At 65.5% G+C, this 24,758-nt stretch carries 25 protein-coding genes; 9 read left to right on the top strand and 16 right to left on the bottom strand.

Going from position 1 to position 24,758, the window contains the following annotated elements; translation table 11 throughout:
- The first annotated feature begins 533 nt into the window (after positions 1-533).
- The 6 genes from ACQR1B_RS13195 to ACQR1B_RS13220 all read left to right on the top strand — a co-directional run bounded on the left by ACQR1B_RS13195 (position 534) and on the right by ACQR1B_RS13220 (position 5,906).
- Positions 534-1,535 carry an aliphatic sulfonate ABC transporter substrate-binding protein gene (locus tag ACQR1B_RS13195; protein WP_434831683.1) on the top strand — a complete coding sequence of 334 codons (1,002 nt, stop codon included), beginning with the start codon at positions 534-536 and terminating at the stop codon, positions 1,533-1,535.
- Between the two features lie 83 nt (positions 1,536-1,618).
- The gene (locus ACQR1B_RS13200; RefSeq protein ID WP_434831682.1) at positions 1,619-2,236 is read left to right on the top strand and encodes a nitroreductase family protein; all 618 of its coding nucleotides are present in this window, start codon (positions 1,619-1,621) and stop codon (positions 2,234-2,236) included.
- A gap of 397 nt (positions 2,237-2,633) precedes the next feature.
- Positions 2,634-3,929: an O-acetylhomoserine aminocarboxypropyltransferase gene (locus ACQR1B_RS13205; protein WP_434831681.1), complete on the top strand. Its 1,296-nt coding sequence runs from the start codon at positions 2,634-2,636 to the stop codon at positions 3,927-3,929.
- A gap of 3 nt (positions 3,930-3,932) precedes the next feature.
- Entirely contained in the window at positions 3,933-4,715 is a 783-nt protein-coding gene (locus ACQR1B_RS13210) for an alpha/beta fold hydrolase (RefSeq protein WP_434831680.1), read from the top strand.
- A gap of 103 nt (positions 4,716-4,818) precedes the next feature.
- The gene (locus tag ACQR1B_RS13215; protein WP_434831679.1) at positions 4,819-5,223 is read left to right on the top strand and encodes a BA14K family protein; all 405 of its coding nucleotides are present in this window, start codon (positions 4,819-4,821) and stop codon (positions 5,221-5,223) included.
- Between the two features lie 140 nt (positions 5,224-5,363).
- Positions 5,364-5,906, top strand: a complete 543-nt coding sequence (locus tag ACQR1B_RS13220; protein ID WP_434831678.1) for a hypothetical protein — start codon at positions 5,364-5,366, stop codon at positions 5,904-5,906.
- Positions 5,907-6,074: 168 nt separating this feature from the next.
- On the opposite strand, the gene ACQR1B_RS13225 is transcribed toward ACQR1B_RS13220, so the two are convergent.
- The 11 genes from ACQR1B_RS13225 to ACQR1B_RS13275 all read right to left on the bottom strand — a co-directional run bounded on the left by ACQR1B_RS13225 (position 6,075) and on the right by ACQR1B_RS13275 (position 16,240).
- The gene (locus ACQR1B_RS13225) at positions 6,075-6,983 is read right to left on the bottom strand and encodes a flagellin (protein ID WP_434831969.1); all 909 of its coding nucleotides are present in this window, start codon (positions 6,981-6,983) and stop codon (positions 6,075-6,077) included.
- 12 nt (positions 6,984-6,995) lie between these two features.
- On the bottom strand, positions 6,996-8,753 hold the full coding sequence (flgK, locus tag ACQR1B_RS13230; protein WP_434831677.1) for a flagellar hook-associated protein FlgK: 1,758 nt from the start codon (positions 8,751-8,753) through the stop codon (positions 6,996-6,998).
- 27 nt (positions 8,754-8,780) lie between these two features.
- Positions 8,781-9,233 (bottom strand): flagellar protein FlgN, encoded by a 453-nt coding sequence (locus ACQR1B_RS13235; protein WP_434831676.1) that lies wholly within the window; start codon positions 9,231-9,233, stop codon positions 8,781-8,783.
- A gap of 16 nt (positions 9,234-9,249) precedes the next feature.
- Complete coding sequence (locus tag ACQR1B_RS13240; protein ID WP_434831675.1) at positions 9,250-9,519, bottom strand: hypothetical protein; 270 nt, start codon at positions 9,517-9,519, stop codon at positions 9,250-9,252.
- Between the two features lie 2 nt (positions 9,520-9,521).
- Complete coding sequence (gene flgE, locus ACQR1B_RS13245; RefSeq protein WP_434831674.1) at positions 9,522-10,760, bottom strand: flagellar hook protein FlgE; 1,239 nt, start codon at positions 10,758-10,760, stop codon at positions 9,522-9,524.
- A gap of 22 nt (positions 10,761-10,782) precedes the next feature.
- Positions 10,783-11,445: a flagellar hook assembly protein FlgD gene (locus ACQR1B_RS13250; RefSeq protein ID WP_434831673.1), complete on the bottom strand. Its 663-nt coding sequence runs from the start codon at positions 11,443-11,445 to the stop codon at positions 10,783-10,785.
- A 439-nt stretch (positions 11,446-11,884) separates the two neighbouring features.
- Positions 11,885-12,157: a hypothetical protein gene (locus tag ACQR1B_RS13255; RefSeq protein WP_434831672.1), complete on the bottom strand. Its 273-nt coding sequence runs from the start codon at positions 12,155-12,157 to the stop codon at positions 11,885-11,887.
- A gap of 232 nt (positions 12,158-12,389) precedes the next feature.
- Positions 12,390-12,815, bottom strand: coding sequence for a flagellar export chaperone FliS (gene fliS / locus ACQR1B_RS13260; protein ID WP_434831671.1), 426 nt, complete (start codon positions 12,813-12,815; stop codon positions 12,390-12,392).
- Positions 12,815-14,386 (bottom strand): flagellar filament capping protein FliD, encoded by a 1,572-nt coding sequence (fliD, locus tag ACQR1B_RS13265; RefSeq protein WP_434831670.1) that lies wholly within the window; start codon positions 14,384-14,386, stop codon positions 12,815-12,817. The genes fliS and fliD overlap by 1 nt, the downstream gene beginning before the upstream one ends.
- 187 nt (positions 14,387-14,573) lie before the next feature.
- Positions 14,574-15,398 (bottom strand): flagellin, encoded by an 825-nt coding sequence (locus ACQR1B_RS13270; protein WP_434831669.1) that lies wholly within the window; start codon positions 15,396-15,398, stop codon positions 14,574-14,576.
- Between the two features lie 137 nt (positions 15,399-15,535).
- Positions 15,536-16,240 carry an RNA polymerase sigma factor gene (locus tag ACQR1B_RS13275; RefSeq protein WP_434831668.1) on the bottom strand — a complete coding sequence of 235 codons (705 nt, stop codon included), beginning with the start codon at positions 16,238-16,240 and terminating at the stop codon, positions 15,536-15,538.
- Positions 16,241-17,143: 903 nt separating this feature from the next.
- Between ACQR1B_RS13275 and ACQR1B_RS13280 the strand changes: the two genes are divergently transcribed.
- Entirely contained in the window at positions 17,144-18,472 is a 1,329-nt protein-coding gene (locus ACQR1B_RS13280; RefSeq protein WP_434831667.1) for a hypothetical protein, read from the top strand.
- Between the two features lie 21 nt (positions 18,473-18,493).
- Positions 18,494-19,219, top strand: coding sequence for a formyltransferase family protein (locus ACQR1B_RS13285; RefSeq protein WP_434831666.1), 726 nt, complete (start codon positions 18,494-18,496; stop codon positions 19,217-19,219).
- On the opposite strand, the gene bluB is transcribed toward ACQR1B_RS13285, so the two are convergent.
- Both bluB and ACQR1B_RS13295 read right to left on the bottom strand, forming a co-directional pair.
- Positions 19,220-19,876, bottom strand: coding sequence for a 5,6-dimethylbenzimidazole synthase (bluB, locus tag ACQR1B_RS13290; protein WP_434831665.1), 657 nt, complete (start codon positions 19,874-19,876; stop codon positions 19,220-19,222).
- Positions 19,873-21,213, bottom strand: coding sequence for a cobyrinate a,c-diamide synthase (locus ACQR1B_RS13295; RefSeq protein ID WP_434831664.1), 1,341 nt, complete (start codon positions 21,211-21,213; stop codon positions 19,873-19,875). The genes bluB and ACQR1B_RS13295 overlap by 4 nt, the downstream gene beginning before the upstream one ends.
- Before the next feature lie 47 nt (positions 21,214-21,260).
- Between ACQR1B_RS13295 and ACQR1B_RS13300 the strand changes: the two genes are divergently transcribed.
- A complete protein-coding gene (locus ACQR1B_RS13300; RefSeq protein WP_434831663.1) occupies positions 21,261-22,391 on the top strand; it encodes a cobalt-precorrin-5B (C(1))-methyltransferase in 1,131 nt (376 codons plus the stop codon).
- On the opposite strand, the gene cobM is transcribed toward ACQR1B_RS13300, so the two are convergent.
- From cobM to cbiE, 3 genes are read right to left on the bottom strand one after another with little or no spacing between them, the layout of a single operon-like run.
- Positions 22,361-23,122, bottom strand: a complete 762-nt coding sequence (gene cobM / locus ACQR1B_RS13305; RefSeq protein ID WP_434831662.1) for a precorrin-4 C(11)-methyltransferase — start codon at positions 23,120-23,122, stop codon at positions 22,361-22,363. The genes ACQR1B_RS13300 and cobM overlap by 31 nt on opposite strands.
- Positions 23,119-23,517 (bottom strand): cobalamin biosynthesis protein, encoded by a 399-nt coding sequence (locus ACQR1B_RS13310; RefSeq protein WP_434831661.1) that lies wholly within the window; start codon positions 23,515-23,517, stop codon positions 23,119-23,121. The genes cobM and ACQR1B_RS13310 overlap by 4 nt, the downstream gene beginning before the upstream one ends.
- Positions 23,514-24,749, bottom strand: coding sequence for a precorrin-6y C5,15-methyltransferase (decarboxylating) subunit CbiE (gene cbiE / locus ACQR1B_RS13315; protein ID WP_434831660.1), 1,236 nt, complete (start codon positions 24,747-24,749; stop codon positions 23,514-23,516). The genes ACQR1B_RS13310 and cbiE overlap by 4 nt, the downstream gene beginning before the upstream one ends.
- Positions 24,750-24,758: the final 9 nt, after the last annotated feature.

Genomic DNA, 24,758 nt, shown 5'->3' on the forward strand with positions numbered 1-24,758 from the left:
GGTGCGGGATGCGATGGCCGGTTCTCGTTGCAGTGTGCGTCACGCATGCGGACGAACGACGGGAGCCGGACGGCGAAGTCGCGTGGTCCTGATACTCCGACGCTAGTATCACGCGCTGATGCGCAAGCATCATGCGCAACGGTGGCCAGAAAGCCCGGCGCACCGGGGAGAGCGCGTATAAGCCGTAAGCCCATTGCGCAGGGAAGGCCGGATGTCTGGCTGATCCTGTGGTAACCGCCGCGTGCTTCCTTTTTTGCACGCGGGCCATGGGTATCAGTCGATGCCCGGCCTTCCCTGTGCCCTCTCTTGAAAGGAGGGACGAACGGCAGACACATCTCGGACGCTCCATGCGCCGCGAGGGTGCGGTCGGCTGCCTCGTCGAATACCCTCGGCAGGAAGACGGATTTTCTCGCGGAACGGCCGAATGCAGAACTTTCCTCTCCATCCCGATCGATCTGCAAAATTGCGCAGCGCATCCGATCCTGCGAATGATCCGTTCAGGCTTGCAGGCATCGGCTTTCAGGAGATTTCGCATGACATCATCTTTCACCGGCCCGGCGCGCGGATCGCGCCCCCTGAGACTGGCCCGCCGCAGCGTGATGGCGATGGCCGTCGCCCTGTTCGGCGCCCTCGCCCCGTCGCGCGCCGACGCCGCCGAGACCCTGCGCATCGGCTATCAGAAATCCTCCACCCTGATCGCCCTGCTCAAGACCAATGGCGAGCTGGAAAAGGCGCTGGCGCCGCTCGACATCAAGGTGTCCTGGCACGAATTCTCCAGCGGCCTGCCGCTGCTCGAAGCCATCAACATCGGCAGCCTCGATTTCGGCGCCGATGTCGCCGACACCGTGCCGGTGTTCGCGCAGGCCGCGGGCGCCAAGCTTGCCTATGTCGCCGAGGAAGCCGCCTCGCCCTCCGCGCAGGCGATCCTGGTTTCGACCGCCTCGCCGATCAAGACGCTCGCCGAGCTCAAAGGCAGGAAGATCGCGGTGACCAAGGGCGCCGGCAGCCATTATTTGCTGCTCGCGGCGCTCGCCAAGGCGGGGCTGACCTTCAAGGACATCACTCCGGCCTATCTGCCGCCGGCCGACGGCCGCACCGCCTTCGTCAGCAACAATGTCGAGGCCTGGGTGGCGTGGGATCCCTTCCTGACCAGCACGATCCGGCAGTCGGGCGCGCGCGTGCTCGCCGACGGCAGCGACGGGCTCGCCAGTTACAAGCGCTATTACCTCGCCTCCGCCGACTATGCCGCCAAGCGGAGCGATGTCCTCAACGTCATCTATGGCAAGTTGGTCGAAACCGGCAAATGGGTGAAGGCCAATCCCGCGGCAGCGGCCGGCCAGCTCGCGGGCCTCTGGGGCATCGACGCCGCCACCGTGGAAGAGGCCAACAGCCACCGCTCCTACCAGGTCGGCGCCGTCACGTCGGGCGGCCTGTCGGAGCAGCAGAAGATCGCGGACGCTTTCCTGGCGGAGCGCGTGCTGCCGGCGAAGGTGGACACATCTGCGTTGGCGATCTGGACTCCGAAAGCGCCTTGAGCCAGAGAAGGAACCGAGGATTGTGCTCTGCAGCGAAGCCGGGCACGAGGCCCGATGACGCGCCTGAACGTAAGGAGACCCCCGTGACGACCCATCTTGTCCCGCCGACCGACCGCACCACCGAACATCCGGCGCACCGCATCTTCGTCGACCGCTGGTCGCCGCGCGGCTTTGCCGATGAAGCACTTCCGGAGGCCGAGCTCCTGACCTTCATCGAGGCGGCGCGCTGGGCGCCCTCCTCCTACAATTCGCAGCCCTGGCGCTTCCTCTACGCGCTGCGCGGATCGAGCGAGTTCGACACCTTCCTGGCCCCGCTGGTCGAGTTCAACCGCGGCTGGGCGCAGCACGCCGCCGCCATCGTCTACGTGCTGTCGAAGAAGACCTTCATCCCGGCCGGCAAGACCGAGCCGGCGCCGACGCGCACGCATTCCTTCGATGCCGGCGCCGCCTGGGCCAACTTCGCCAACCAGGCCGCGATCTCCGGCTGGGCCACCCACGGCATGAGCGGCTTCGACGTCGCCGCCGCGCAGACCGCACTCGGCGTGCCCGATGATTTCGCGGTCGAGATCGCAATCGCGGTGGGACGCAAAGGCGACGGCGAGAAGCTGCCTGCGATGCTGAAGGAGCGTGAGAAGCCGAGCCCGCGCCTCGCGGTCGCGGAGATCGCCGCGTCAGGCCTGTTCCCGAAGAGCTTCGGCTGACGACCTCGGGGCGGCGTTCACGCGCCGCCCCTGACCGACTGTCGAGGTGCAGGGATCGGTGTGCGCGGCCATCCTTCGAGACGCCCGCCTCCGGCGGGCTCCTCAGGATGAGGCCGGAATGCGTGGCAGCACGTTTGAACTCGAAGTGGCTGCTGATGCGGCGACGCTCTCAACCCTCTCCATGAACACGCCTCTCGGCGTGTTCATGGTCCGGTGTGCAGTGCCGCCGTCGGCTTTTGCCCCTCATGGTGAGGAGCGCCGCGCCCCTGAGTTGCCCAAGGCGGAGCCGAATTGCTGCGGGCGCGGCGCGTCTCGAACCATGAGGCCACCGCCCCTGACGCCCGATGAAATCTATGGCAGAAAGCAGGATCAACGTCAGACAAGAGCCGAGCCCCGCATGCCGCCGCCGAAACCGCCTGCCTTCGAGACCCTGAGCCTGCATGCAGGCCAGCATCCGGATCCCGCGACCGGCGCTCGCGCGGTGCCGATCTATCAGACCACGTCCTACGTGTTCGACGACACCGAGCACGCCGCCGCGTTGTTCAACCTCGAACGCGCCGGCCACATCTACACCCGCATCTCCAACCCGACGACCGCGGTGCTCGAAGAGCGGCTCGCCGCGCTCGAAGGCGGCGTCGGCGCGGTCTGCACGGCGAGCGGCCAGGCGGCGCTGCATCTGGCAATCGCCACATTGCTCAATGCCGGCGACCACATCGTCGCCTCGTCCTCGCTCTATGGCGGCACCATCAACCTGCTCGCCCACACCTTGCCCCGCTTCGGCATCACCACGAGCTTCGTCAAGCCGCGCGACCATGACGGCTTCCGCGCCGCGATCAAGCCGAACACACGGCTCGTGATCGGCGAGACGCTCGGCAATCCCGGCCTCGAAGTGCTGGATATCCCGAAAGTCTCCGCCATCGCGCATGCGGCAGGCATCCCGCTCCTGATCGACAACACCTTCGCCACGCCCTATCTCAGCCAGCCGATCACGCAGGGCGCCGACATCGTGATGCATTCGGCCACCAAATGGCTCGGCGGCCACGGCATCGCGATCGGCGGCGCCATCATCGATGGCGGCCGGTTCGACTGGCGCGCCTCCGGCAAATTCCCGCAGCTGACCGAGCCCTATGCCGGCTATCACGGCATCGTCTTCGACGAACAGTTCGGTACCGCCGCTTTCATCATGCGCGCGCGCACCGAAGGCCTGCGCGATTTCGGCGCCTGCCTGTCGCCGACCAACGCCTTCCATTTGCTGCAGGGCGTCGAGACCTTGCACCTGCGGATGGAGCGCCATGTTGCAAACACCAGCGCGGTGCTGGCGGCGCTGACCGCGAACAAGGCGGTCGACTGGGTGCTGCATCCCACGCTCGAATCGCATCCGGACCATGCGCTGGCGAAGGAGCTGCTGCCGCGCGGCGCCGGCTCGATCATCTCGTTCGGCATCAAGGGCGGCCGTCCGGCGGGACGCAGGTTCATCGAGAGCCTGAAGCTGATCAGCCATCTCGCCAATGTCGGCGACGCCAAGACGCTGGTGATCCATCCGGCCTCGACCACGCATCAGCAGATGGATGCTGCCCAGCTCGCCGCCGCCGGGATCGGCGAAGAACTGATCCGGCTCTCGGTCGGCATCGAGGCCGCCTCCGACATCATCGATGATCTCGGACAGGCGCTGCGCGCCTCGCAGAAGGTGTGAGCGATGCAGCTGTCGATCAACGATCGTGACGTCTTCGCCGCCACCGGCGGCCGCGACTTCGATTCGTCTCTCCCCGCCATCGTCTTCGTGCATGGCGCGGGCTTTGACCATTCGGTCTGGGCGCTGCACAGCCGCTGGTTCGCGCATCACGGCTTTGCGGTGTTGGCGCCCGACCTGCCGGGCCATGGCCGCTCGGCCGGACCTGCGCTGCCGACCATCGCCGCGATGGCCGACTGGACCATCGCGCTTTTGCAGGCCGCGAAGGCAAAGCCCGCGCATCTGATCGGTCATTCGATGGGCTCGCTGATCGCGCTCGACGCTGCCGCGCGGCATCCCGATCGCGTATCCGCGCTCAGCCTGATCGGCACCGCGGCGACGATGACTGTCGGGCCGGATCTCCTGAAGGCGGCGGAAACCAACGATCACGCCGCGATCGACATGGTGTCGATCTGGGGCCTCGGCTTTGCCGCCGAGCTCGGCGGCAGCCGTGCGCCGGGCCTGTGGATGCATGGCGGCGCGCAGGCGACGCTGAAGCGCTGCGCGCCCGGCGTGCTGTTCAACGATCTCGCCGCCTGCAACAACTATCAGGACGCGCTGGCGTCTGCTGGCAGCATCCAGGTGCCGACCAAACTGATCCTCGGCGAGAAGGACTTGATGACGCCGGTGAAGTCCGGAAAGGCGCTCGCCGCTGCGATCCCGCAATCGCGCACGATCGTGCTGCCGGGCGCGGGTCACACGATGATGGCGGAGTGTCCCGACGCGCTGCTCGATGCGCTGATCGCGTAGTCGATCTGCGAGGCCGCGACCTTGTGCCGCCCGCAACGACGGGGAACGTGGTGCAAGCCCGGACCGTTGCTCCCGCGCCAACAAACAGCACAGGAGCACGCGGATGAATCTGCGCAAACTTTTGACGGTCGCGACCATCGGCACAATGTCGCTCGCGGCAGCCACGCCCCTGGCCGCAGCGCCGCTGCTGGCGACGCAGGCCGCCGTCGGCGCGCAAGCCGGAACCGAGCTGCAACAGGTCCAGTACCGCCACGGTCCCCGCGGCTATTACGGCCACCGCCACGGTTATCATGGTCACCGCTACGGTCCGCATCACGGCCGCCACTACGGTGCGGGCGCAGCCGCCCTCGGCGGCCTCGCGGCCGGCGCGATCATCGGCGGCGCAATCGCCAACAGCCGCGCCGAGGCCGCCAATGCGCAGGCCTATTGCGCCCAGCGCTTTCGGTCTTACGACCCGGGCTCCGGAACCTATCTCGGCAATGACGGCCGCCGCCACGCCTGCCCATAGTCGCGACCAGGCCGGTGCCAGCCGGCACCGGCCGTCGTCTGAAAGACATGAGCGCGACAATCGGTCCTCGGAACCATTGCAACGAAGCGTGCCGAGGCCCGTTGACGAAGCCTCAATCCCAACCGGAGACCATCATCATCATGGGACATTTCAAAGCCGCCGCCACCCTCGCGATTGCGGGGGTGATATCGTTGTCATCGCTGCAATGGGCAAGCGCGGCGCCGCTGACAGCGCTGTCGGCGTCAGCGAAGCCTGCCGCTGAAGACCAACACACGGTTCAGGTCCGGTATGGCGGTTGGCACGGCGGCTGGGGCGGCGGAGCCGCGATCGGCGCGGGTCTTCTGGCCGGCGCGGTGATCGGATCGGCCATTGCAGCGCCCGGCTATTACGGCGGCTACAGAGCCTATCCGTCCTACTACGGCGGCTATGGCTATGCCGGTTCACCCTACTATGGCTACGGTGGCTATTACCCGGTCGCCACCTACCGGCCGTATTATGGCGGCTATGGCTACGGTTATGCGCCGCGCCGCGTCTATCGCAGCTATGGCTATATCGGCCCCCGCCCCTGGCGGCACAGCTATGGCTACTATCGCGGTCCCGGCTGGCGCGGTGGCCATGGTTGGCATGGCAATCATTTCGGGCATCGGCACGGCCATGGTGTGATCCGGGCGCGTCACTGGTAGCTCCGCGTCCAGCCAGCCGCGTCGGCTGGCCCCACATTGCATTAAAAAGCGGGCGCAAGCGGCAAAACCTCTTGCGCCTGCGTCGCGTCGGCACCAGATCGATTCTGAATTACTCACGGCCGCACGACGATGCCTCGAGCATTTTCCTTGCTGAGAGCGCACTGACCGCTATCGCAGATAGCTCGCGAGGTTGAGGCTCTGGATCTTGGAAATGGCCGTGTAGGACGCGGTGAGTTGCGCCTGGTAGGTCGACAGCTGGGCGGTGACGGCCGCGACGTCCACGCTGGTCAGGTCGGTGGCGAGACTCTCGGCATAGCTCTTGTATTCTGTCTGCTGCGACTTCGCGCTCTCGATCCGCGAAGCGGCATTGGAGATCTTGGCCTGCACCGTGGCGACATCGTCCACGGCCGCGTCGGCGACCGCCAGGGCAGACGTGATGTCGCTCCCCGACAGCGTCGAACTGTTGGCGACGTATTTCAGGACGCGCATCACCTTCTCGAAGGCGGAGTCGTCCGCCGTCACGCCGTAAGTGACGGATTGAGCGTCGGACACCCGGACCGAGGCGAGTTCGCTATCACCTCGATAGTAGCTGGTGTCGACCGTGGTCAGCGATCCCGCCCCGGTCGCAAAGGTCGAGGTGTCCACCGCTGCGGTCGACGTCCGCGCCCCGCCGAACAGATATTGCCCATCATATTGCGTGTTCAGAACACCGGCCATCTGCTGCAGCAATTGCTGCGCGGAGCTGATGGCGGATGCAGTTGCCGTGCTGCTGCTGGAACTCGCTGCGCTCAGGGCGGAGCGCAACGAGGTCACGATGTCGGAGACCTGCCCGACCGCCGAATACATGACCTGCACCTTGCTGTCCGCCAAGGTCGCCGCATCGATATAGGATTGCGACCGCGTGACCGAAACCTGCAGATTGACCACGTGCTGGGTGTCGGCGCCATAGTCGGCGAGATAGCCGGATTTCAGCCCCGAGGCTTCCTGCACCTGGAGAGTCGCCATCGTGGCCTGCGTCCGCAGCGAGCTCGTGATCATCTGGTCCGAATTCGCGAAGGTCGCGATGCGCATCATGATTCCGGCTCCGGGCTAGTTCGACTGCACAGCGCTGAGCAGCGACGAGAACATGCTGTTGACGACAGAGATCAGCTGCGAGGCGGCTGCGTATTTGTTCTGCAGCGAGCTCACCCGTGCCGTTTCCTCATCGATATTGACGCCCGATTGCGACGACAGCGAGTTGGCATAGGTCGACTGGGCGGTGGATTTCGCGGTGTAGGCGCTCGAGGCCTGCGAGGCCTTGCTGGCGACGTTGGCGACGATCGAGGCGGCATAGTTGGCGAACGACCCGGTCGTCGCGCTCAGGCCTCCGGCCGACGCGAAGCTCGTCGAACCGGTCAGCTTGGTATAAAGCGCGTTGATCACCGTCGCCGAGCCGGACGTCAGCACCTGGCTGCCGGCCGTCAAGGTCGACGAGCCGTCGAGCGTCCCGGTCGGCAGACCGGAAGCGCCGCTGAGAATGCTGCTGTTGACGGCGAAGTCGGCGGCGCTCGTTCCCGTGACGAGATCATTCATGCCGAAATAATCGGAGAAGCCGCTGCCGCCGACGGAGCTGGTCATGTCGTTGATCGCGATGCCGTTCGACGACGACGTCGCGCTGATCGACAGATGTCCGCTGGAATCGATCGCCGCGGACACTCCGGAGATGCCGTTGAGCGCGGTGACCAGGTCGCCCACGGTGGCGTAGGACGACAGATCGAGATCCTGGTACGAGACGAGATTGCCGCTCTGGTCCGCCACTGCGATCCGGACCGTGCCCGACGCCGACAGCGCCGTCGTGCCGCTGACGCTGGTTGTTCCCGTCAGGCTGGTCGGCGGCGGTACCGCCGACGCGCCATTCGTGACCTCGTTGAGGGCCGATTTCAGTTGCGAGGCCAACTGATCGAGCTGGGCCTGGGTCGCCGGCAGCGTGTCGTCGCGCAGCGTGATCAGCGAGCCGATCTTGCCGGACGTGATCTGGGACGTCACGTCCACGCCGTCGACCATGATGCCGCTGAAGCCGCCCGACGCATAGCTGGTCGACGACGAAACGTTCGCCGAAGCGGTGTAGCTGATAGTATGGGCAGAGCTGTCGACCAGCGCCCTGCCCGACGAGGTGTAGACTTGAAGGTCCCCGTTCGACGCCGTGTAGTAGCTGACGTTCATGTAGGAGGACAGATCCTGCAACGCCGTATTGCGCTGGTCCTCGAGGTCGGCGGTCGACTGGCCGGCGGCGGCCATCTTGCGGATTTCGACGTTGAGGTCCGCGATCTGCTGCAGATCGTCGTTCACGCTCTTGACCGACGACGCGATGTCCTTGTCGGCGTTGCCGCGCAACGTCTGCACCCCGCTGGAGGTGCTGCGCAGCTGGCTCGCAAAATCGTCGAGCGCGCTGACGGCGGCCGATTGCAGCGAGACGCTGCCGGGCGAGCTCGCCAACGAGGACAGCGCCGACTCCAGCGACGCCAGCGAGTTGGCCAGCGACGTTCCGGTGGTCGAAGTGCCGGAGGTCGAGGCGCTGCCGAACAACTGCTGCAGCTGCGTCAGGTAGCTGTTCGTGGTGTCGGCAGCGCCAAGCTCGGAATTGGCGCCGATCAAGGACTTCAGCAGCAGCTTGTCGACATTGCTCGAAATGCCGGTGATCGAGACCCCGGTGCCGACCCCGCCCGTGACGTTAGTGACCTGGTTGGCCGACTTCCGGGTGTAGCCTGCCGTATCGGCGTTCGAGATGTTCGACGACGCCACGCTGATCTGCAACTCAGTGGCGGAGATGCCGCTGAAGGCAACCAGCCGTGCTATATCGAGCGACATCGACCTACTCCCGCTGCTGGCTGGCCATCACGCCTGGACATTGGTTCCACAAGAGGTCGCAGGCGCGTTACGGCGCCCGCTGGCCCCATAGGGCGAAGCGCTGGCGATCTGCTCGCGGATTGCCTGCATGACGGCTTCGATGCGGCGGTTGCTCGCCTCGATCGCCGCCCGCAGGCGCACCAGGTTCTCGTCCATTGCACTGCGCAGATTGAGAATGTGCTCCATCAGTTGCTCGCGCAGGACGCGGTCTCGCACGTCGAGGCTCGCCGTCCGCCGGGCGCATTCGGCAACACGCTGCTCGAACATGCCGGCCAGCCGGTTCTTGTCGTCGAGCTGTTTGGAGCGCGAGGCCGGCAGGCCCTTGGCAAGCTCTGCATTTTCCTCCGACACCACTCCGATCAGTTCGTCGATGAGGGCGATCAAGGTACGCACCTCTTCCTCGCTTGCGGGCCGCTGCTCGGCCTGGATGACGTGTTTCATGCTGTCGCTCCCAATTTCAATGTTCACGCGGCGGTCGACGGCTCGTCTGCGCGACTTTCGCGTAGGTGTTCAACGCGGTCACGCGGACGGCCGCCACCTTGAACTCCTCGTCGAGCAACGCGCATTCTCGCAGGAGCTTGCGTCGGACCGTTTCGATGTCGTCCATCAGGGCCAAGAGCTGCGCGCGATCGTCCTTGCCGGCAGCCGCGGCGCGCAGCTTCAGCCGCCGCAGCTTCTTCAACAGCGCCTCACCCTCGCCCAGCCGATCGTTCTTCAGGTCGGCCATGTTCATCTCATCGACGAGATCAGAGTGTCGTACATCTTGTTCACCGCCGAGATCACCTGCGAGGCAGCCGAATACGCCTGCTGAGCCGAGATCATGTTGCTGAACTGTCCGGTGGTATCGGTCGTGCTGGACTCCAACTCGCTGCCGTAAATAGTTCCCGCGCCATTCTCGCCCGACGCCTGCAGCGTCGCATTGCCAGACGTCGCCGTGGCCGTGTACATGCCCCCGCTATGCGCCACGAGACCGTTCGGATCGGCGAAAGTGGCCACCGCGAGCTTGTAGATCGGAACCGTCTGGCCGTTGGAATAGGTCGCCTCGACGAGCCCGTTCTTGCCGACCGAAATGCTGCTCAGCGTGCCGAACGACACTCCGTCGGAATTGGCGCTGAAATTGGAAACGCTCGGTGTCGTGCTGCCCGATGCCTTCTGGGTCAGACCATCGGTACCGCCGCCGGTGGTGCCGAAGCTGAGCGCGATCGAGCTGGCCGCCGCGCCATTGTTCCAGGTGATGCCGAGATTGGTCGAGGAGACCGTGTTGAGCGAGCCGTCCGAGTTGAAATTGATCGTGTAGGTGCCGCTGGTCACCGTGCCGTCGGTGCTCGTGGCCGGCGCGAAATCGGCCGTCCACTCGTTCGCCGTCGCGCCCTTGGTCCAGTTGACGTTGAGCGTGTGCGCCTGCCCGAGCGAATCGTACACCGTCATCGAGCTGCTGAACGTGTCGCCGCTGGCCGCGTCGGCCGGCAGGTTGGCGGCAAGCGACGTCTCGGTGGTCGCCCCGCCATTGGTCAGGGCAATTTTGGTGTTCACCGGCTCGAGACCGTTGCCGACCACGTTGCCGCTCGCATCGGTCCGCCAGCCCTCGAGGTAATAGCCGTTGTTCTCGAGGTAGCCGGCATTGTCCGTCGTGAACGCGCCATTGCGCGTATAGAAGATCTCGCCTCCCGCCGAGGTCGAGTTGGTGGTGACGAAGAAACCCGAGCCCTGGATTGCGACGTCAGTCGCGTTGGTCGTGGCCGACAACAGCCCCTGCTGGGTGATGTTGGAGCGGCCGGACACCGACACGCCGCCGGAGGAATAGGCCTTCGAGCTGCTCGATGCCGTCACCAGCTGCTCGAACAGTCCGGACGTGGTCTTGTATCCGGTCGTATCGGCGTTGGAGATGTTGTCGCTGATCATGGCAAGCGACGAGCTCTGCGCGTTGAGCGCCGAGATGGCCGATGACAGGGCTCCAGAAAGACTCATGATTTTACTCCGAATGCTGCGGTCAGGAGGTGACGCCGATGATGTTGCTGGCGCTGACCGGCACGCCACCGACGGTGAGCGAGGGCGTGCTGGTCGAGGTGTCGATTCCGGTCACGACCCCGGTGATCGTCGTGTAGTTGAGAACCGAATTTCCGGCCGAGTCCGTCGCAGTGACGGAGATCGTGTACTGACCGCCGTCGGTGAGCTGATTGCCGCTCGAATCCTTGCCGTCCCAGGTGATCGAATTGGAGCCGCTATTGCCGGTGCCGGTGCCGGTCCAGACCGTGCTCCCGGAGGAGTCCTTGATCGAGATCGAGACGTTCGAGGCGGCCGATGAAAGCGAATAGCCGAACGTCGCCGAACCGTTGGACAGAACGGCGGTGTCGGTCTTGGCTTCGACCGTGTGGCCGATGTAGTTGACGGAGTTCAGCGTCACCAGGCTCGAGAACGAGCCGGCAAGTGACGTCATGCTGCTATTGAGCGACTGCTGCGAGGTGTAGTTGGCATACGACGTCATCTGGTTGACGAAGTCGGTCACGCTCGTCGCGTTGAGCGGATCCTGGTTCTGCAGCTCGCTCACCAGGAGCTTGAGAAAATCGGTCGAACTCAGCGTCGTGCGCGAGTCACTGGAGGACGAGGTCGATGAAGTGGTTGTGGTCGAGGAACTCGTCGCGGAAACGGTCATGGCAGAACTCCGGCTCTCACCGCAGACGGCGGCGGGACACAGCACGACCGCGGGGTCGTGAAGGCGTTTGCAGATCAAACGGCCGGCGCGCCGAATCCAGGCGCACAATTAGTTGGGCGAATTAGTTGATCCTACGGCAGAATTTGCCGCCGCGCCGTTAGGCAGAGGCGGCAAAAATCGCCTGGTGGAAGTTGCGGCGCCTGCTCGACGGGCGCGGACGTCACCACCGGTTGGTAGGACGCAACCGGACTGGTCATTGGGGATGATGCAGCCGGCTTACAGCGGCTCGGAGCGCACGTCGCCGCAGATCGGTCGACGCGCTTCAGCGGCCGCAGCTTCTGAGCACGACAGCCTCATGCCGCACACGTGATCAACTTTGGGGGAAGGGTGCGGCGGCGCGCTGGTTCCAGCGTGCCACCGAAACTCAGCCGGGTAGCCGTCAGCCGGGCCGGCGCGCATCCGCCGAGCCGGCGGCGGCCTCTTCCGGCGTCAATCGGTCGGCCGCGGCCAGAATCCGGGCGGCAAGGCCCGCGGGTGCACGAACCGGCGGCGCCGACAGCGCCTGCCGAACCAGGCGAGCCTCCGACAGCAATCTGTCGGCGTCAGGGGAGGATGCGAGCAGATCAGCCGCTGCCTGACGTTGCTCGACGGGCCACTGGGAGATGTTCTCTCCCAGCCGGTCGATCAGATCCTCGAATTCCCTGACGTCCATCGTCCGCCCGATCCAGCGTTCCGCGGACCGTCATAAAGCATTCAAGCCACGAACGAAATTGATATCGGCCCGTTGTGACGTCCGACCGCCGTCCAGGGCCCCAAAACCCGTAAATTCCGGGAGCCATGTGCCCGCAGGGATGCACCGGATACCGCAGGTCGAGCCAATGCGGTCCGTTTCCCATCGTTTCCGTACATTTCCAAGATGCGGAAGCGGGGTGATTCGCCGATAGCTACCGTCGGCTGCCCGAATCACCGGCCAATCGCGCCACCCGTGTGGCCGCGTCGGCGGCATCCCACGCGTCGCGCAACTCGAGCAGACTGTTGGTGATCCGCTGAAAATTCTCGCGCATGTGGGGCCGGCCGTAGGAACGCAGCGCCGCCACGATCAGGGCGTTGTAGGTCGTGAACAACTGATCGGCGACCACCCCGCCGCGGATCGGATCGAGGTGCAGGCTCAACCCGCGCAGGATGGCAGTGGCCCGGGTCAGATGCGCATGCCCCTCCTCGAAGCGGCGCGCCTCCTGCGCCTGCAGCGATTTCTGCAGATAGCTCACGGCTCCGTTGAGCAGCATGACGACCGCACGCAGTGGGGGAACCGCCACCGCCGCGCCGCGATAAGCCTGATTTGCGATGTGGGCCATTGAACTCTGGGTCATCAGTTACTCGAATTCGAATTGAGAAGGGCCTTGAGATAATCCAGCATGTTGTTGGCGCTCTCGATGGCGGCCTGGTATTTGGCGTATTGCGCCGTCAGCTGGGTCTTGAAGGTCGCGGCAGCGCTTTCGATGTCGTTGACCTTGGCCTGCATCGTCTCGTCCTGAGACGTCAGACTGTCGATCATCGTCTGCAGCGATCCGGTGCTTGACGAAGCGTTCTTCGCGATCTGGTAGATCTGGGTCGCAAGACCCTGCGTCGAAGTCACCGTGATCGATTGCGAGGTCGATCCGGTATAGGTGAACGCCATGCCCGCATAGATCGTGCCGGAATTGCCAACGATGGTGTTGCCACTGATGGTGAACAGCGAGCTGTCGCCGCCGACTGAGGCCGCCGTCAGGCTGCCCGACGAATCCACGGTCAGGTCCAGGGTGAAGGATTGTGGCGACGTTCCGGTGTTGACGACGCTAAGCTGGCTGGACGACGTCTTGGTCTGGGCCGAGAGCAGTGCCGTCACGCCGCTCAGATTGGTGCTGAGAATCGTCGACAGCGTCCCCGTATCGAGTTCGAGCTCATTCTTCTCGTTGAACGACAGGCCGATATCCGCCATCGTCAGCCCGCCGACGGAAGTTCCAAGCACGGCCTGGAGCGAATTCATGATGTCACGCATGGTGCCGTCGCCGAACAGCACCGAGCTGGACGAAGCCGTGCCGTCGGAGTTGGTCGTCTGCTGCGTGAGCACGGCGTCGCGAAAGGCGTTGTAGTTGGTGACGAAGGTCTGCAGCGCCGATGCAATCTGGCTCGTGTCGGTACCGATGTCGATGGTCAGCGTCGTACCGGACGGCGTCGCCTGCAAGAGATTGAAAGTGACACCGCTGAGAACGTCGGTGACGTCGTTGGTGTTGCGGCTTAGGCTGATCCCATCGAGCGTGAAGATCGCCGGCTGCGCGGTCTGCAGCACCGTGGCGAACGCGCCCGAGCTGTCGGTCATCCCGAGCTTGTTGAGGATGTCGTCGCCAGATGAGCTGGAATAGGTGATGTCGGCCGCGTCCTGCGTCCCCGTCAGCACCAGTTGATAGGACCCGCTCGACACCTGCACGATCGAGGCCTCGACATTCGTCGTAGAGGTCTGGGCGTTGATCGTGTCGACGACGTCTTGCAGCGACATGTCGCTGGTGATCGTGATGTCGGACGTGCTTCCGCCGGACAGCCCGAGCGAGAACGTGCCGGAATAGCCGAGCGCAGTGGTCTGGCTCGACTGCGCCGTTCCCGTCACCTTGTGCGCGGTAGCGATCTGGCTGATCGTCAGCGTGTGGCTTCCGGTCGCCGCACCGTTGTTCACCGACATCGACAAAGCGGACGAGGCGCTGACGTCGCCCGTCGCACTGATCGTGGCCGCCCGCGTCGCAAAGACGTTGGTCGCGAGCGAGTTCACCATCGATGTTGCTAGTGACGACAATCCGGACGAAAGCGTCTCCAGCGCCGTCTGCAGCGTCTCGTAGGCCGTGATCTTGGCCTCGTTGGCCGTGATCTTGGTGGAGATCTGAGTCGCCTGGGTGAGCTTGGCATTCACCGCCGCGTTGATCAGCGCCGTCCAATCAATCGAGCTCGTCGTGCTCGTCCCCGACGTCGTGAGCGAACTGGTCGAAGACGATGACGACGTACTGCTCGTGCTCGAGGTTGTGCTGCTCACGGTCATTCGTCGTCATCCTCCGACTAAAGAGCCGGACCGGCACGGCGCCGGTCCGGCGGATCAGGTCTCAGCCCAGCAGCTTCAGGAGGTACTGCGGAATCTGGTTCGCGGCGGCTTCGGCCGACACCGCGGCCTGCATCTTCACCTGGGCCGAGGACAGCTTCGCCTGCTCCGAGGCGATATCCACGTCCTTGATCGCCGAATTCGCGGACTGCAGGTTCTGTGTCTGGGTCGAGATCGAGTCGGACGAGAAGTTGAAGCGCGACTCCTGCGCGCCGATGTCGGCGCGGGTCTTCGACACCGTGTCGATTGCCGTATCCAGGGCAGCCAGGGCCGTGGTCGCACCGGTGTCGGTGCTGACGTCGAGCGCGGAAACCGCGAGTGCAGTCGAGGTGAGGCTGTCCAGCTTGATGTTGATCGTATCGCTGGCGGACGAGCCGACCATGACCGCCACACCGGTCGTGAAGGTGCTGGTGCCGTCGAGCAGGCTCTGGCCGCTATAGCGGGTGCCCTTCGCGATCGAGTCGATTTGGCTGATCAGCTGCGAGAATTCCGACTGGATGTAGGTGCGGCTGGTGCCGACAGTCGTGCCCGACGCCGACTGCGTGGCCAACGACTTCATGCGCGCCAGGATGTCGCTGATGTTGGAGGCGCCGCCGTCGGCGGTCTGCAGGATCGACGTCGCCTGCGCGGTGTTGGTCGCTGCCTGCTGCAGCGTGGTGACGTCCGAGGAAATCCGGGTCGAGATCGCGAGGCCGGCGGCGTCGTCGGAGGCCGAGGTGATGCGCGAACCGCTGGCCAGCTTGGCGAGCGAGCTCGTTTCCTGGTTGGAGTTGATGTTCAGGTAACGGACGGCGGAGTTGGCGGCGATGTTGGTTGAAATCGAGGGCACGGTGAGGACTCCTGAGTGATCGGCAAAACACGCCGCATCGTGGAAGGACTGACGGTGCGGATCAGCCCCGTCTGATCGATCAAACGGGAATACCCTCGGGAACCGGGCGGGATTTCTCTTGCGCGGGAATTTTATGGTTAGCAATCGGTAAAGGCGCCGCGGATGTCGCGCTCGTGCCGGCGCAACATGTCGCGCAGCTGCTGACGCCCGCGCTTCAACAGCGACTCCACCGCGGCCACCGTCGTGTCCATCACGTCGGCGATCTCGCCGTTACTCATGTTCTCATGGTAGGACAGGATCACGGCGATACGCTGCTGTTCCGGGAGACGCTGCATCGCCGCCTCGAGAAGGTCGCTCACCTCGGCACGCTCGATCACGCTCACCGCATCCGGCTTGCCGTCAGCGACCTCGGGAACGACGTCGACGTTCTCGGTTCGCGGCTTGCGGCGAAGATCGATGCAGCGGTTGCTGACGACGCGATAGAGCCACGTGGAAAACTTCGCGCGACCGTGTTGCCAGCGCCCGCGATGGGTCCACACCTTCAACATCGTGTCCTGCACGACGTCCTCCGCGTCGGCGGCATTCCCGACGATGCGCAACGCAATGGCATAGGCGCGGTCGATGTGACGTTCGACCAGGAGACGGAATGCGAGCTCCTCTCCCGTAGCCAGCCGGTCGAGCAGATCCTTGTCCTCGTCGAAGATGGCGGCCTGCTCCGCGGCGGGCTCGCACTCCGGAACGGTCGCAACCGACTCGCTCCACGGCACCGTCGCAACATCCGGCGCCGGCTCACTCGAAGACACGCCATCGGCGGGTGCCCAGACGTCCAGCGCGTAGCTCATTTCCGAATCTCCACCCCGCAACGCCGAATGCGCAACTCGCATGCAGCTTCCGATCGTTGAACGCCATAGCCGAACCATCCAGGCGGATTATTTTCGTTATTTTTCAAACGCTTAGATGGAATGTTTTGCCTAGGGCCAGGCAAATTCTGCCGCACGCAGGCAGCGCGCTGGGCGATGGCGGAGCAAGAAAAGCCGCTGGTCGGCATGGCAGGGATTCATTCCGGAAGACGAATTCAGCAGAAAACACAATTGCAACGCTTACTGACACCACCCGAAGTTCACACCGCACGCAGAGACGACGAGCGGGTTGTGTGTACGCTGGAATTCCCGCAAGGCGCTCATGCACCCGGCATTTTTTTCCGAATCACATCGACGAAATTATCCCATTTTTCGCCGCTGTCAGTTGCTGCTGATGCAGATTCTGAATCTCGCGACGATTTTTTACGACATCGCGCGCCTGATCTCGCGATCTCGTACGTTGTAGTTACTAGCTACGGTGAATTTGAAGCGGTTGACGCGCAACGCGTTGAACGCTGCGATCGCGCGCGCGTGTTACTAAATGTTACAGATTGGTGTCGTATCCGCGCCGCGGCTGCTCATCGCAGTTGGCGGCCTCATGCGAACGATTCCGATCGTTGTGCTGATTTGCGGCGCAATCGAACGTTTCACCGTCAATCGAGGCCATGCATCGGAAGACATGACCTGAGTCATGCGCCAGATGGCGCGACGTTGATCTCTCTGCTCCGGCGTCCGGCTAAGCGCTCTGTAACATTCGGAAACGAAACGCGCGTTTTCCGTGTCGATGATCGAAACCACACGCGTCGCCACAGAGCCACGACGACCGCTTGATCGGTGCGCCTGATTGGCTGCCGTGGTCCGTTCTAATGTGCAGGAGGACCCGGTATGACGCGACGAGACCCGAACGCCATCGATGATGATCCGATGCATGCCTTGCATGCGCACGGCGTGAGGCTCGGCACGCAGCAGGGACGCCGTCTGCAATGGCTGTCACGGGCGTTCGGGCCGCTGGTGCCATGGAACGATTGCTCCGCCCCCGGCGGCGGACGCACCGTCGTCGTCATCGATCCGCCGACGGGCGCAGGCGCCGAGTTGCTGTACGGCGCGCTGACGTCGCGTGACGCGGTCGTGATTCCGTTTGGCGAAAATCCCGGCTTCGATTTCCTGAAGTCGAAGCTGACCGCGTTCGGCTCCGTCGGAGCAACCGCCGACGGCCCGCACGAGCTGTGGTGGGGAGGACTCGACTGGCGCCTGCCCGACGATTCGCCCATCACCGGCACGGTGCGTATCGTGTCCTGTCATCCCAAGACCGTGGGTGACTTGCACATCTATCATCTCCGACGTTCGCTCGAACGGCTCGGGCTCGCCTTCGACATCGAAGCGATCGATGTCCGTGACCGTCTGACCGCCGCCGACAAGGCCGACTTCGTCGCGCGGATGTGGCGGCGTTACAGCGAGCCCGTGTTATACGTCGAGACCGACGTGATGTTTCAGGCGCGTCCGGATCTTCCGCTTCTGACCGGCTGCGATTTTGCGGCCCACATGTGGAACGACTGGGAGATGTCGGCGCGCACACTGTATTTCGGTCGGTCCATGGCGGCTGAGACGATGCTGACGGCCTGGCAGCAGATTGCTTCGTCATATCCGGATGTGTGGGACGGCTATCTGATCGATCAGACCTGGAGCACGGTGACATCCCAGATCGCGCTCGATACGGTCTGGCTGCCCCGCTCCTACCACGCCGTCGCGGGTGAAGCCGGAATACGGAACGCGACGATCGTCCACAACCTGAAGCCTTCGGCCGCCGATCTCGGCCCCGATCCCGGGTTTGCCGCGATGGTCCGCTCCCCGAGGCGTGCCGGCCGCACCGGCGCCATGGAGTCGCAGCTGATCGTCAGCGCCGCGACGAACTCCGACAAGGCTGTCACCGTCATCCTGCGCGATGTCGAGGGCAGCAGCGCGCGTGAGACGGCGGCCAGCATCCAGGCGCTGACGAGCGCATTCAGCGACGACAATGGCGGCTTCTCCCGCCTCGAGCTCTCGCTATGCCCTTGGCAGCAGGATGTGCGTATCGCCAGGGAAGCTGGCTTTCTCGCCGACAACAAGGTGATCGAGGTCGCGCCCGGGCAGGAGCTGGCTCCCAGCCTGTTTCGCGAACTTGCGGCTGCGGACGCACCGCGGCAGCCGCTCAACATCGATGCCTCCGGGCGCTGAGCTCAACTTGGGATTTGCACCATGCTCGACACGATCATCCTCCTGACCGGCAGCCGCGATCAGCACCTTGCCCTGACCGAGCTTCTCAAGGCGCACAATCCGGCGCTGTCGTTCCGCTGCGCCGTCAGCCTGGAAGAGTTGCAAGCGGTCGAGCGCAACGTGCTCGCCAGTTCGCGCCTACTCGCCTTCACCACCGGCGTGATCGTACCTGCCGATATGCTTCAGGCGCTCGGTCACGGCGCCTACAATTTCCACCCGGCGCCGCCCGACTATCCGGGCTGGGCGCCGGCCCATTTCGCGATGTACGAGGGAGCCGCGCGCTTCGGTGCCACCGCGCATGTGATGGAAGCTCGCGTCGACTGCGGCGCGATCGTCGGTGTCGAGACGTTCGACATCCCGGCAGGCGTCGATGTCCGCGGCCTCGAGCAGATGACGTTCGTTCGCCTCGCCTATCTGTTCTGGCGGATGTCACGCGATCTCGCCTGCCACAACGGCCCGCTTCCGACGCTCCCGATCAGCTGGAGCGGCACCAAGAGCACGAAGCGGATGTATGCCGAGATGTGCGACATGCCCGCCGACATCGAGCCTGCGGAGATGCAGCGCCGCATTCGCTCCTTCCGGGACGACTTCCGCGGCATTCCGCTCACGGTGACTTTGCACGGCATGCGGTTTCAGCTGGCCGGCGCGGCATGGCCCTGCGCCGAGCCGGTCACCGTGGAAGCGCCGGCGCTCGCGATGGCGTCCTGATCAACGCCGCAGCGGCTTGATCACGGCCTGGTCGAGCCGCGTTTCCCAGCCATGCCGCTCCAGTTCGGGATCGTCATGCTCCTCCTGCGGCCAGCCGATGCAGAGATAAGCGATCAGCGTCCACCCGGATGGCAGTTCGAGCTCCCGGCAGGCGGCGGCGGGATCGAGGATCGAGACCCAGCCGACGCCCAATCCTTCCGCGCGCGCCGCGAGCCAGAACGTCTGGATCGCCGCCACGACCGAGTAGCGCAGCGTTTCCGGCATCGTGACGCGGCCGAGACGATGGCCTGTCGCCGCGTCCTCGTCGGCGCAGACGGCGAGATGCACGGGCGCCCGGGTGAGTCCCTCCAGCTTCAGTCCGGCATAGAGCGCCCGACGCTCGCCGTCATAGCCGGCAAGCGCGGCATGGTTGGTTCGCTTGAAATTCTCGGCGATCGCCGCGCGGCGCTCGGCGCTCTCGACGAGCGCGAAACGCCAGGGCTGGCAGAAGCCGACGGATGGCGCATGGATTGCGAGCGCCAACAGCTCGTCGATCAGTTCCGGGCGAACCGGCTCGTCACGGAAACGACGCACGTCGCGACGCCAGCGCACCAGTTCGGCAAAGCGCTGCCGGAAGGCGGCGTCGAACTGCGGAGGGCGAGGCTTTTGATCGCTCATGCGCCTTCGCCGCTCAGGACGTGCAGGAACGATCCGGTGACCGATCCGCGCCGGGCGCCGCGCTCGGCGATGGCATGACCGGAGGCGTCGCGGCAGTCGATCAGCGGATCGTCGGCCTCGCTCACGATCGTCGCATAGTGGAACTCATGACCATGGACGCGGTCACCCTTCCGGCCGAGGCTGCCATCGGCCAGCAGCGTCGCATGGCGATAGCCGAGGTGCAGACGGCGCTTGGCGAACGATGTTTCCAGCGCCAGCAATCCGGCCATCGCGTGGCCCTCGCCCTGGGCATCCTCGAGTCCGCTGCCCAGCACCATGTAGCCGCCGCACTCGCCATGGATCGGGATGCCGCGCGCAGCCATCGTGCGCAGGCCGTCGAGAAACACCTGCGCGGAGGCTAACCGACCCGCATGGAGTTCCGGATAGCCGCCCGGCAGCCACACCGCGCCGGCCGCAGGGTCTGGCGCCTCATCGTGCAACGGCGAGAACGGCACGATGTCGGCGCCCTCGGCGCGCCAGTGCCGCAGCAGATGCGGATAACTGAATGAGAATGCGGCGTCTGACGCCAGCGCGACGCGCTGCGCCGGCGGCCTGATGCCGAAGTGGGATGCCTGCGCAACAGGTGCGGCGGAACGCATCGGACGCGCGCATGCAAGGACCGCATCCAGATCGACGGACGCAGAGATGCAGCCAGCAAGGTGGTCGAGATGGGTCTCGATCGCCGTGATCTCCTGCGCCTGGACCAGGCCAAGATGCCGCTCCGGCAATGTCAGTTGCGCGTCGCGTCCCAGCGCGCCGAGCACACCGATGCCAATGCTCGCAAACGCGGGCTCGATCAGCGCGCGGTGCCGCGCGCTCGCGACGCGATTGAGGATCACGCCGGCGATGGGGACATCGTCGCGAAACCGCGCGCAGCCGAGCGCGACGGCCGCGGCCGTTTCGGTCTGCCCGCTGACATCGAGCACGAGCACGACCGGCCAACCGAGGAGGCTCGCAAGATCCGCGGCCGAGCCCCTGCCCGCGCGCCCCGGCTGCGGCGCGCCGTCGAACAGGCCCATCACGCCCTCGACGATCGCGACATCGGCATCGGCGGCCACGTCGGAGACGAGCCCCATGAGTTGCGGCGCCGACATCGCCCAGCCATCGAGATTGTAGCTCGTCCGTCGGGCCGCGACCGTGTGAAAGGCGAGATCGATGTAGTCGGGGCCGCATTTGAACGGCTGCACGACCGTGCCGCGCCGCGCAAGCGCGCGCAGCAGCCCGAGCGTGACCGTGGTCTTGCCGGCGCCGGACCGCGGCGCGGCGATGATGAGGCCTCTTGGCACTGCCGCGGTCATGGCCGGAGCACCGCCGTGGCACGACAAAATGTGCTATGCGATCGGGCATGATGGAACCTGCGGATCCGCCGAACCGACCGCTGAAACGTGGCTGGACCACCGGCAGCTGCGCGACGGCCGCTGCGCGCGCGGCCTATGAGCTGCTGATCACCGGCAACTGTCCCGCCATGGTCGAGATCGCCCTGCCCGGCGGACGCCGCGTCAGCTTCGCGGTGGCGATGCACGAGGCCGGCGATGCGAGCGCGAGCGCTGGTGTTGTGAAGGATGCCGGCGACGATCCCGACGTGACGCATGGCGCGCTGATCAGCGCCACGGTGCGACGCGCAGCCGAGGGCTCCGGCATCGCGTTTCGCGCAGGCCCCGGCGTCGGCACGATCACGCGGCCGGGATTGCCGCTGCCGCCGGGCGAGCCCGCGATCAATCCGGTGCCACGCGAGATGATCACCGCGGCGATCAACGAGGCCGCAGCGGCTCTCGGCGCGACGCGCGACGTGATCATCGAGATCTCCATTCCAGGCGGAGAGGAGCTCGCAAAGAAGACATTGAATCCGCGGCTCGGCATCGTCGGCGGCCTGTCGATCCTCGGCACCACCGGCGTCGTCGTGCCGTTCAGCTGCGCGGCCTGGATCCACTCGATCTACCGCGGCATCGATGTCGCCCGCGCCTCCGGCCTGCCGCACATCGCAGGTGCTACGGGAAGCACGTCGGAGAAAGCGGTCCAACAGCTCTACGGCCTGCCGGATGCGGCGCTGATCGACATGGGCGATTTCGCCGGCGGCATGCTGAAATATCTGCGCCGGCATCCGGTCGCGCGCGTCACCGTGGCCGGCGGCTTCGCCAAGATGACCAAGCTCGGCCAGGGCCTGCTCGACCTGCATTCTCGCGCCGGCGAGGTCGATCTCGGTTGGCTCGCGGACACTCTGCAACATGCAGGCGCGCCGGACGCGCTGGTCACGACCGCCCGCAATGCCAACACTGCCCTGCAGGTGCTGCAAGAGGCTGAGCGGTGCAACTTTCCGGCCGGCGACGCGGTCGCGGGGGCCGCGTGGCAGACAGCACACCGCGCGCTCGGCAATGACGCAATGGCACTCGACATCGCCGTGTTCGATCGCGACGGACATCTGGTGGGACAATGCCCGGCGCCGGCTCATTCGCCCCTCCCGCGAAAACGCCGCTGATAGTCCGCGTCGTACAACGCGCTGTTGCGGAAATCCTCGGAGCCGAGGGCACGGCCGACCAGGATCAGCGCGGTGCGCTCCATTGCATCGACCGCAACCTGATCGACGATGGTCGCGAGCGTGCCGGTCACGATGCGCTGCTCCGGCCAGCTCGCGCGATAGACGACCGCGACTGGACAATCCTCGCCATAGTGCGGGCGCAGCTCATCGACGACCTTGTCGAGCACATGGATCGACAGATGGATCGCGAGCGTAGCCTGCGACTGCGCGAACAGCGACAGTTGCTCCGTCTCGGGCATGGCCGAGGCACGGCCGGAGGTGCGCGTCAGCACCACCGACTGCGCGAGCCCGGGAAGCGTAAGTTCGCGCCCGAGCGCGGCCGCAGCAGCAGAGAACGACGGCACGCCCGGCGTGACCGTGTAGGCGATCTTCAATTCATCGAGGCGCCGCAGCTGCTCACCGAGCGCGCTCCAGATCGAGAGATCGCCGGAATGCAGTCGCGCCACATCCTCACCGGCGGCCGTGGCCCGCGCCATCTCCGCGATGATGTCGTCAAGCGACAGCGGCGCCGTGTCGATGATACGCGCGCCCGGCGGGCAATGATCGAGCAGCGCTTTCGGGACCAGCGAGCCCGCATAGAGACAGACCGGACAGCGCGCGATCAGGTCGCGGCCGCGCAGGGTGATCAGGTCCGGCGCGCCAGGGCCGGCGCCGATGAAATGCACCGTCATGGCGCAAGCTCCACAGCGCCCTCGCCTTGCGCCAGAGCACAGGTCGCGCTCGCGTTCGCCACGCGTGGCAGGATCAGCCGCGCGTAGCGACCGGCGGCCGCGAGCGCCGCGGTCTCGGCCACCGAGGGGACGCCCTTGAGGCGTTGCACGCGATCGCTCCGCGTCAGCGCGAGATCGGCGACCGCGTTGAGATCATCCACGGATAGGCCGAGCAGCGGCCGACCGAGCCGTTGCGCAGCAGCGATCACACCCGGCTCCTGCAGCTTGTCTGCCGCCGTCGCGATGACGGCGATATCGGTGATCGCCAATCGCGTTGTGGTCAACGCCTGCGCGATGACCGCGTCGATGTCGGCGGCACTGGTCTCGCGGCGGCAGCCGATCCCGAGCGCGATCATGGCTTGGCCACCCGCCACTGCGTGACCGCCATCGCGGGCCGCCAGCCATGCATGCGGCCGACCGGCTCCACGCGCGAGACGGCGATGCGCACCAACTCGCCGCCATGCTTGTCGAACAGCTCGATCAGCCGCGCTTCGCCTTCGAGCGACACCACATTGGCGACGAGGCGACCGCCCGGCTTCAGCTTCGACCACACCACCTCGAACACGCCCTGCTCCGAAATGCCGCCACCGATGAAAGCGACGTCAGGCGGTTCGAGATCAGCGAGGACCGAAGGTGCGCGTCCCAACACCAGCTTCAAATCGGGTGCTCCGAGCGCGAGCGCGTTGCGCATGGCGCGGTCGGCGCGATCCTGCCGCGCCTCGATCCCGATCGCGCGCAGCGAGCCGTGACGCAGCAGCCATTCGATCGCGACCGAGCCCGATCCCAGTCCGACGTCCCACAGCAGCTCACCCGGTCTCGGCGCCAGTGCGGACAACGTCACGGCCCGTACGTCGCGCTTGGTCATCTGGCCGTCGTGCTCGAACAGATCGTCGGCAAGGCCCGATGTCAGCGGAATCACCAGTGCATCCGGCTCCGCGACCACCTCGAGCGCGATCGTCGTCAGCGGATGGATATCCGACAATTCGAACGCATCGGCCGTTACGCTGCGCACCCGCTCCTGCGGACCGCCGATCGCTTCCAGCACCGTCAGGCGCGAGCGCCCCATGCGGCGTGACGTCAACAACGCTGCGAGCTTTGCGGCGGTCGATCCATCCCAGGCCAGCGCGAGGATGCGCGCGCCCGGCGCGAGATGACGGATGATGCCTTCGAGGGCACGGCCATGCAGCGTCACCTGCGCGACGTCCTGCAGCGGCCAGCCCAGCCGCGCCGCTGCGAGACTGAAGGCCGATGGCTGCGGAACGCATAGCATCTCGGCGACGTCGAAGCGTTGCATCAGCTGCTTGCCGACACCGTAGTTGAAGGGATCGCCGCTCGCGAGCACGACAACCGGCTCGCCCCTGTGCGCCGCGATCTGCTCGAACGCCTGATGCAGCGGGCTCGGCCAGGCCAGCCGCTCGCCTTCGACGAGCGATGCTGCCAGTTCGAGATGGCGAGCACCGCCAGCGACGAGGGCGGCCTGCGCAATGAGCCGGCGCGCAGGCGCCGAAAGGCCGTCGACGCCGTCCTCGCCGATCCCGACGATGGACAGCCAGCGCGTCGCGTTGCAAGTTGCGCCCGGACTCACCATGGACCCTGC

Origin of the sequence: Bradyrhizobium oligotrophicum (genome assembly GCF_051168495.1) — a bacterium.
Classification (GTDB): Bacteria; Pseudomonadota; Alphaproteobacteria; order Rhizobiales; family Xanthobacteraceae; genus Bradyrhizobium; species Bradyrhizobium oligotrophicum_A.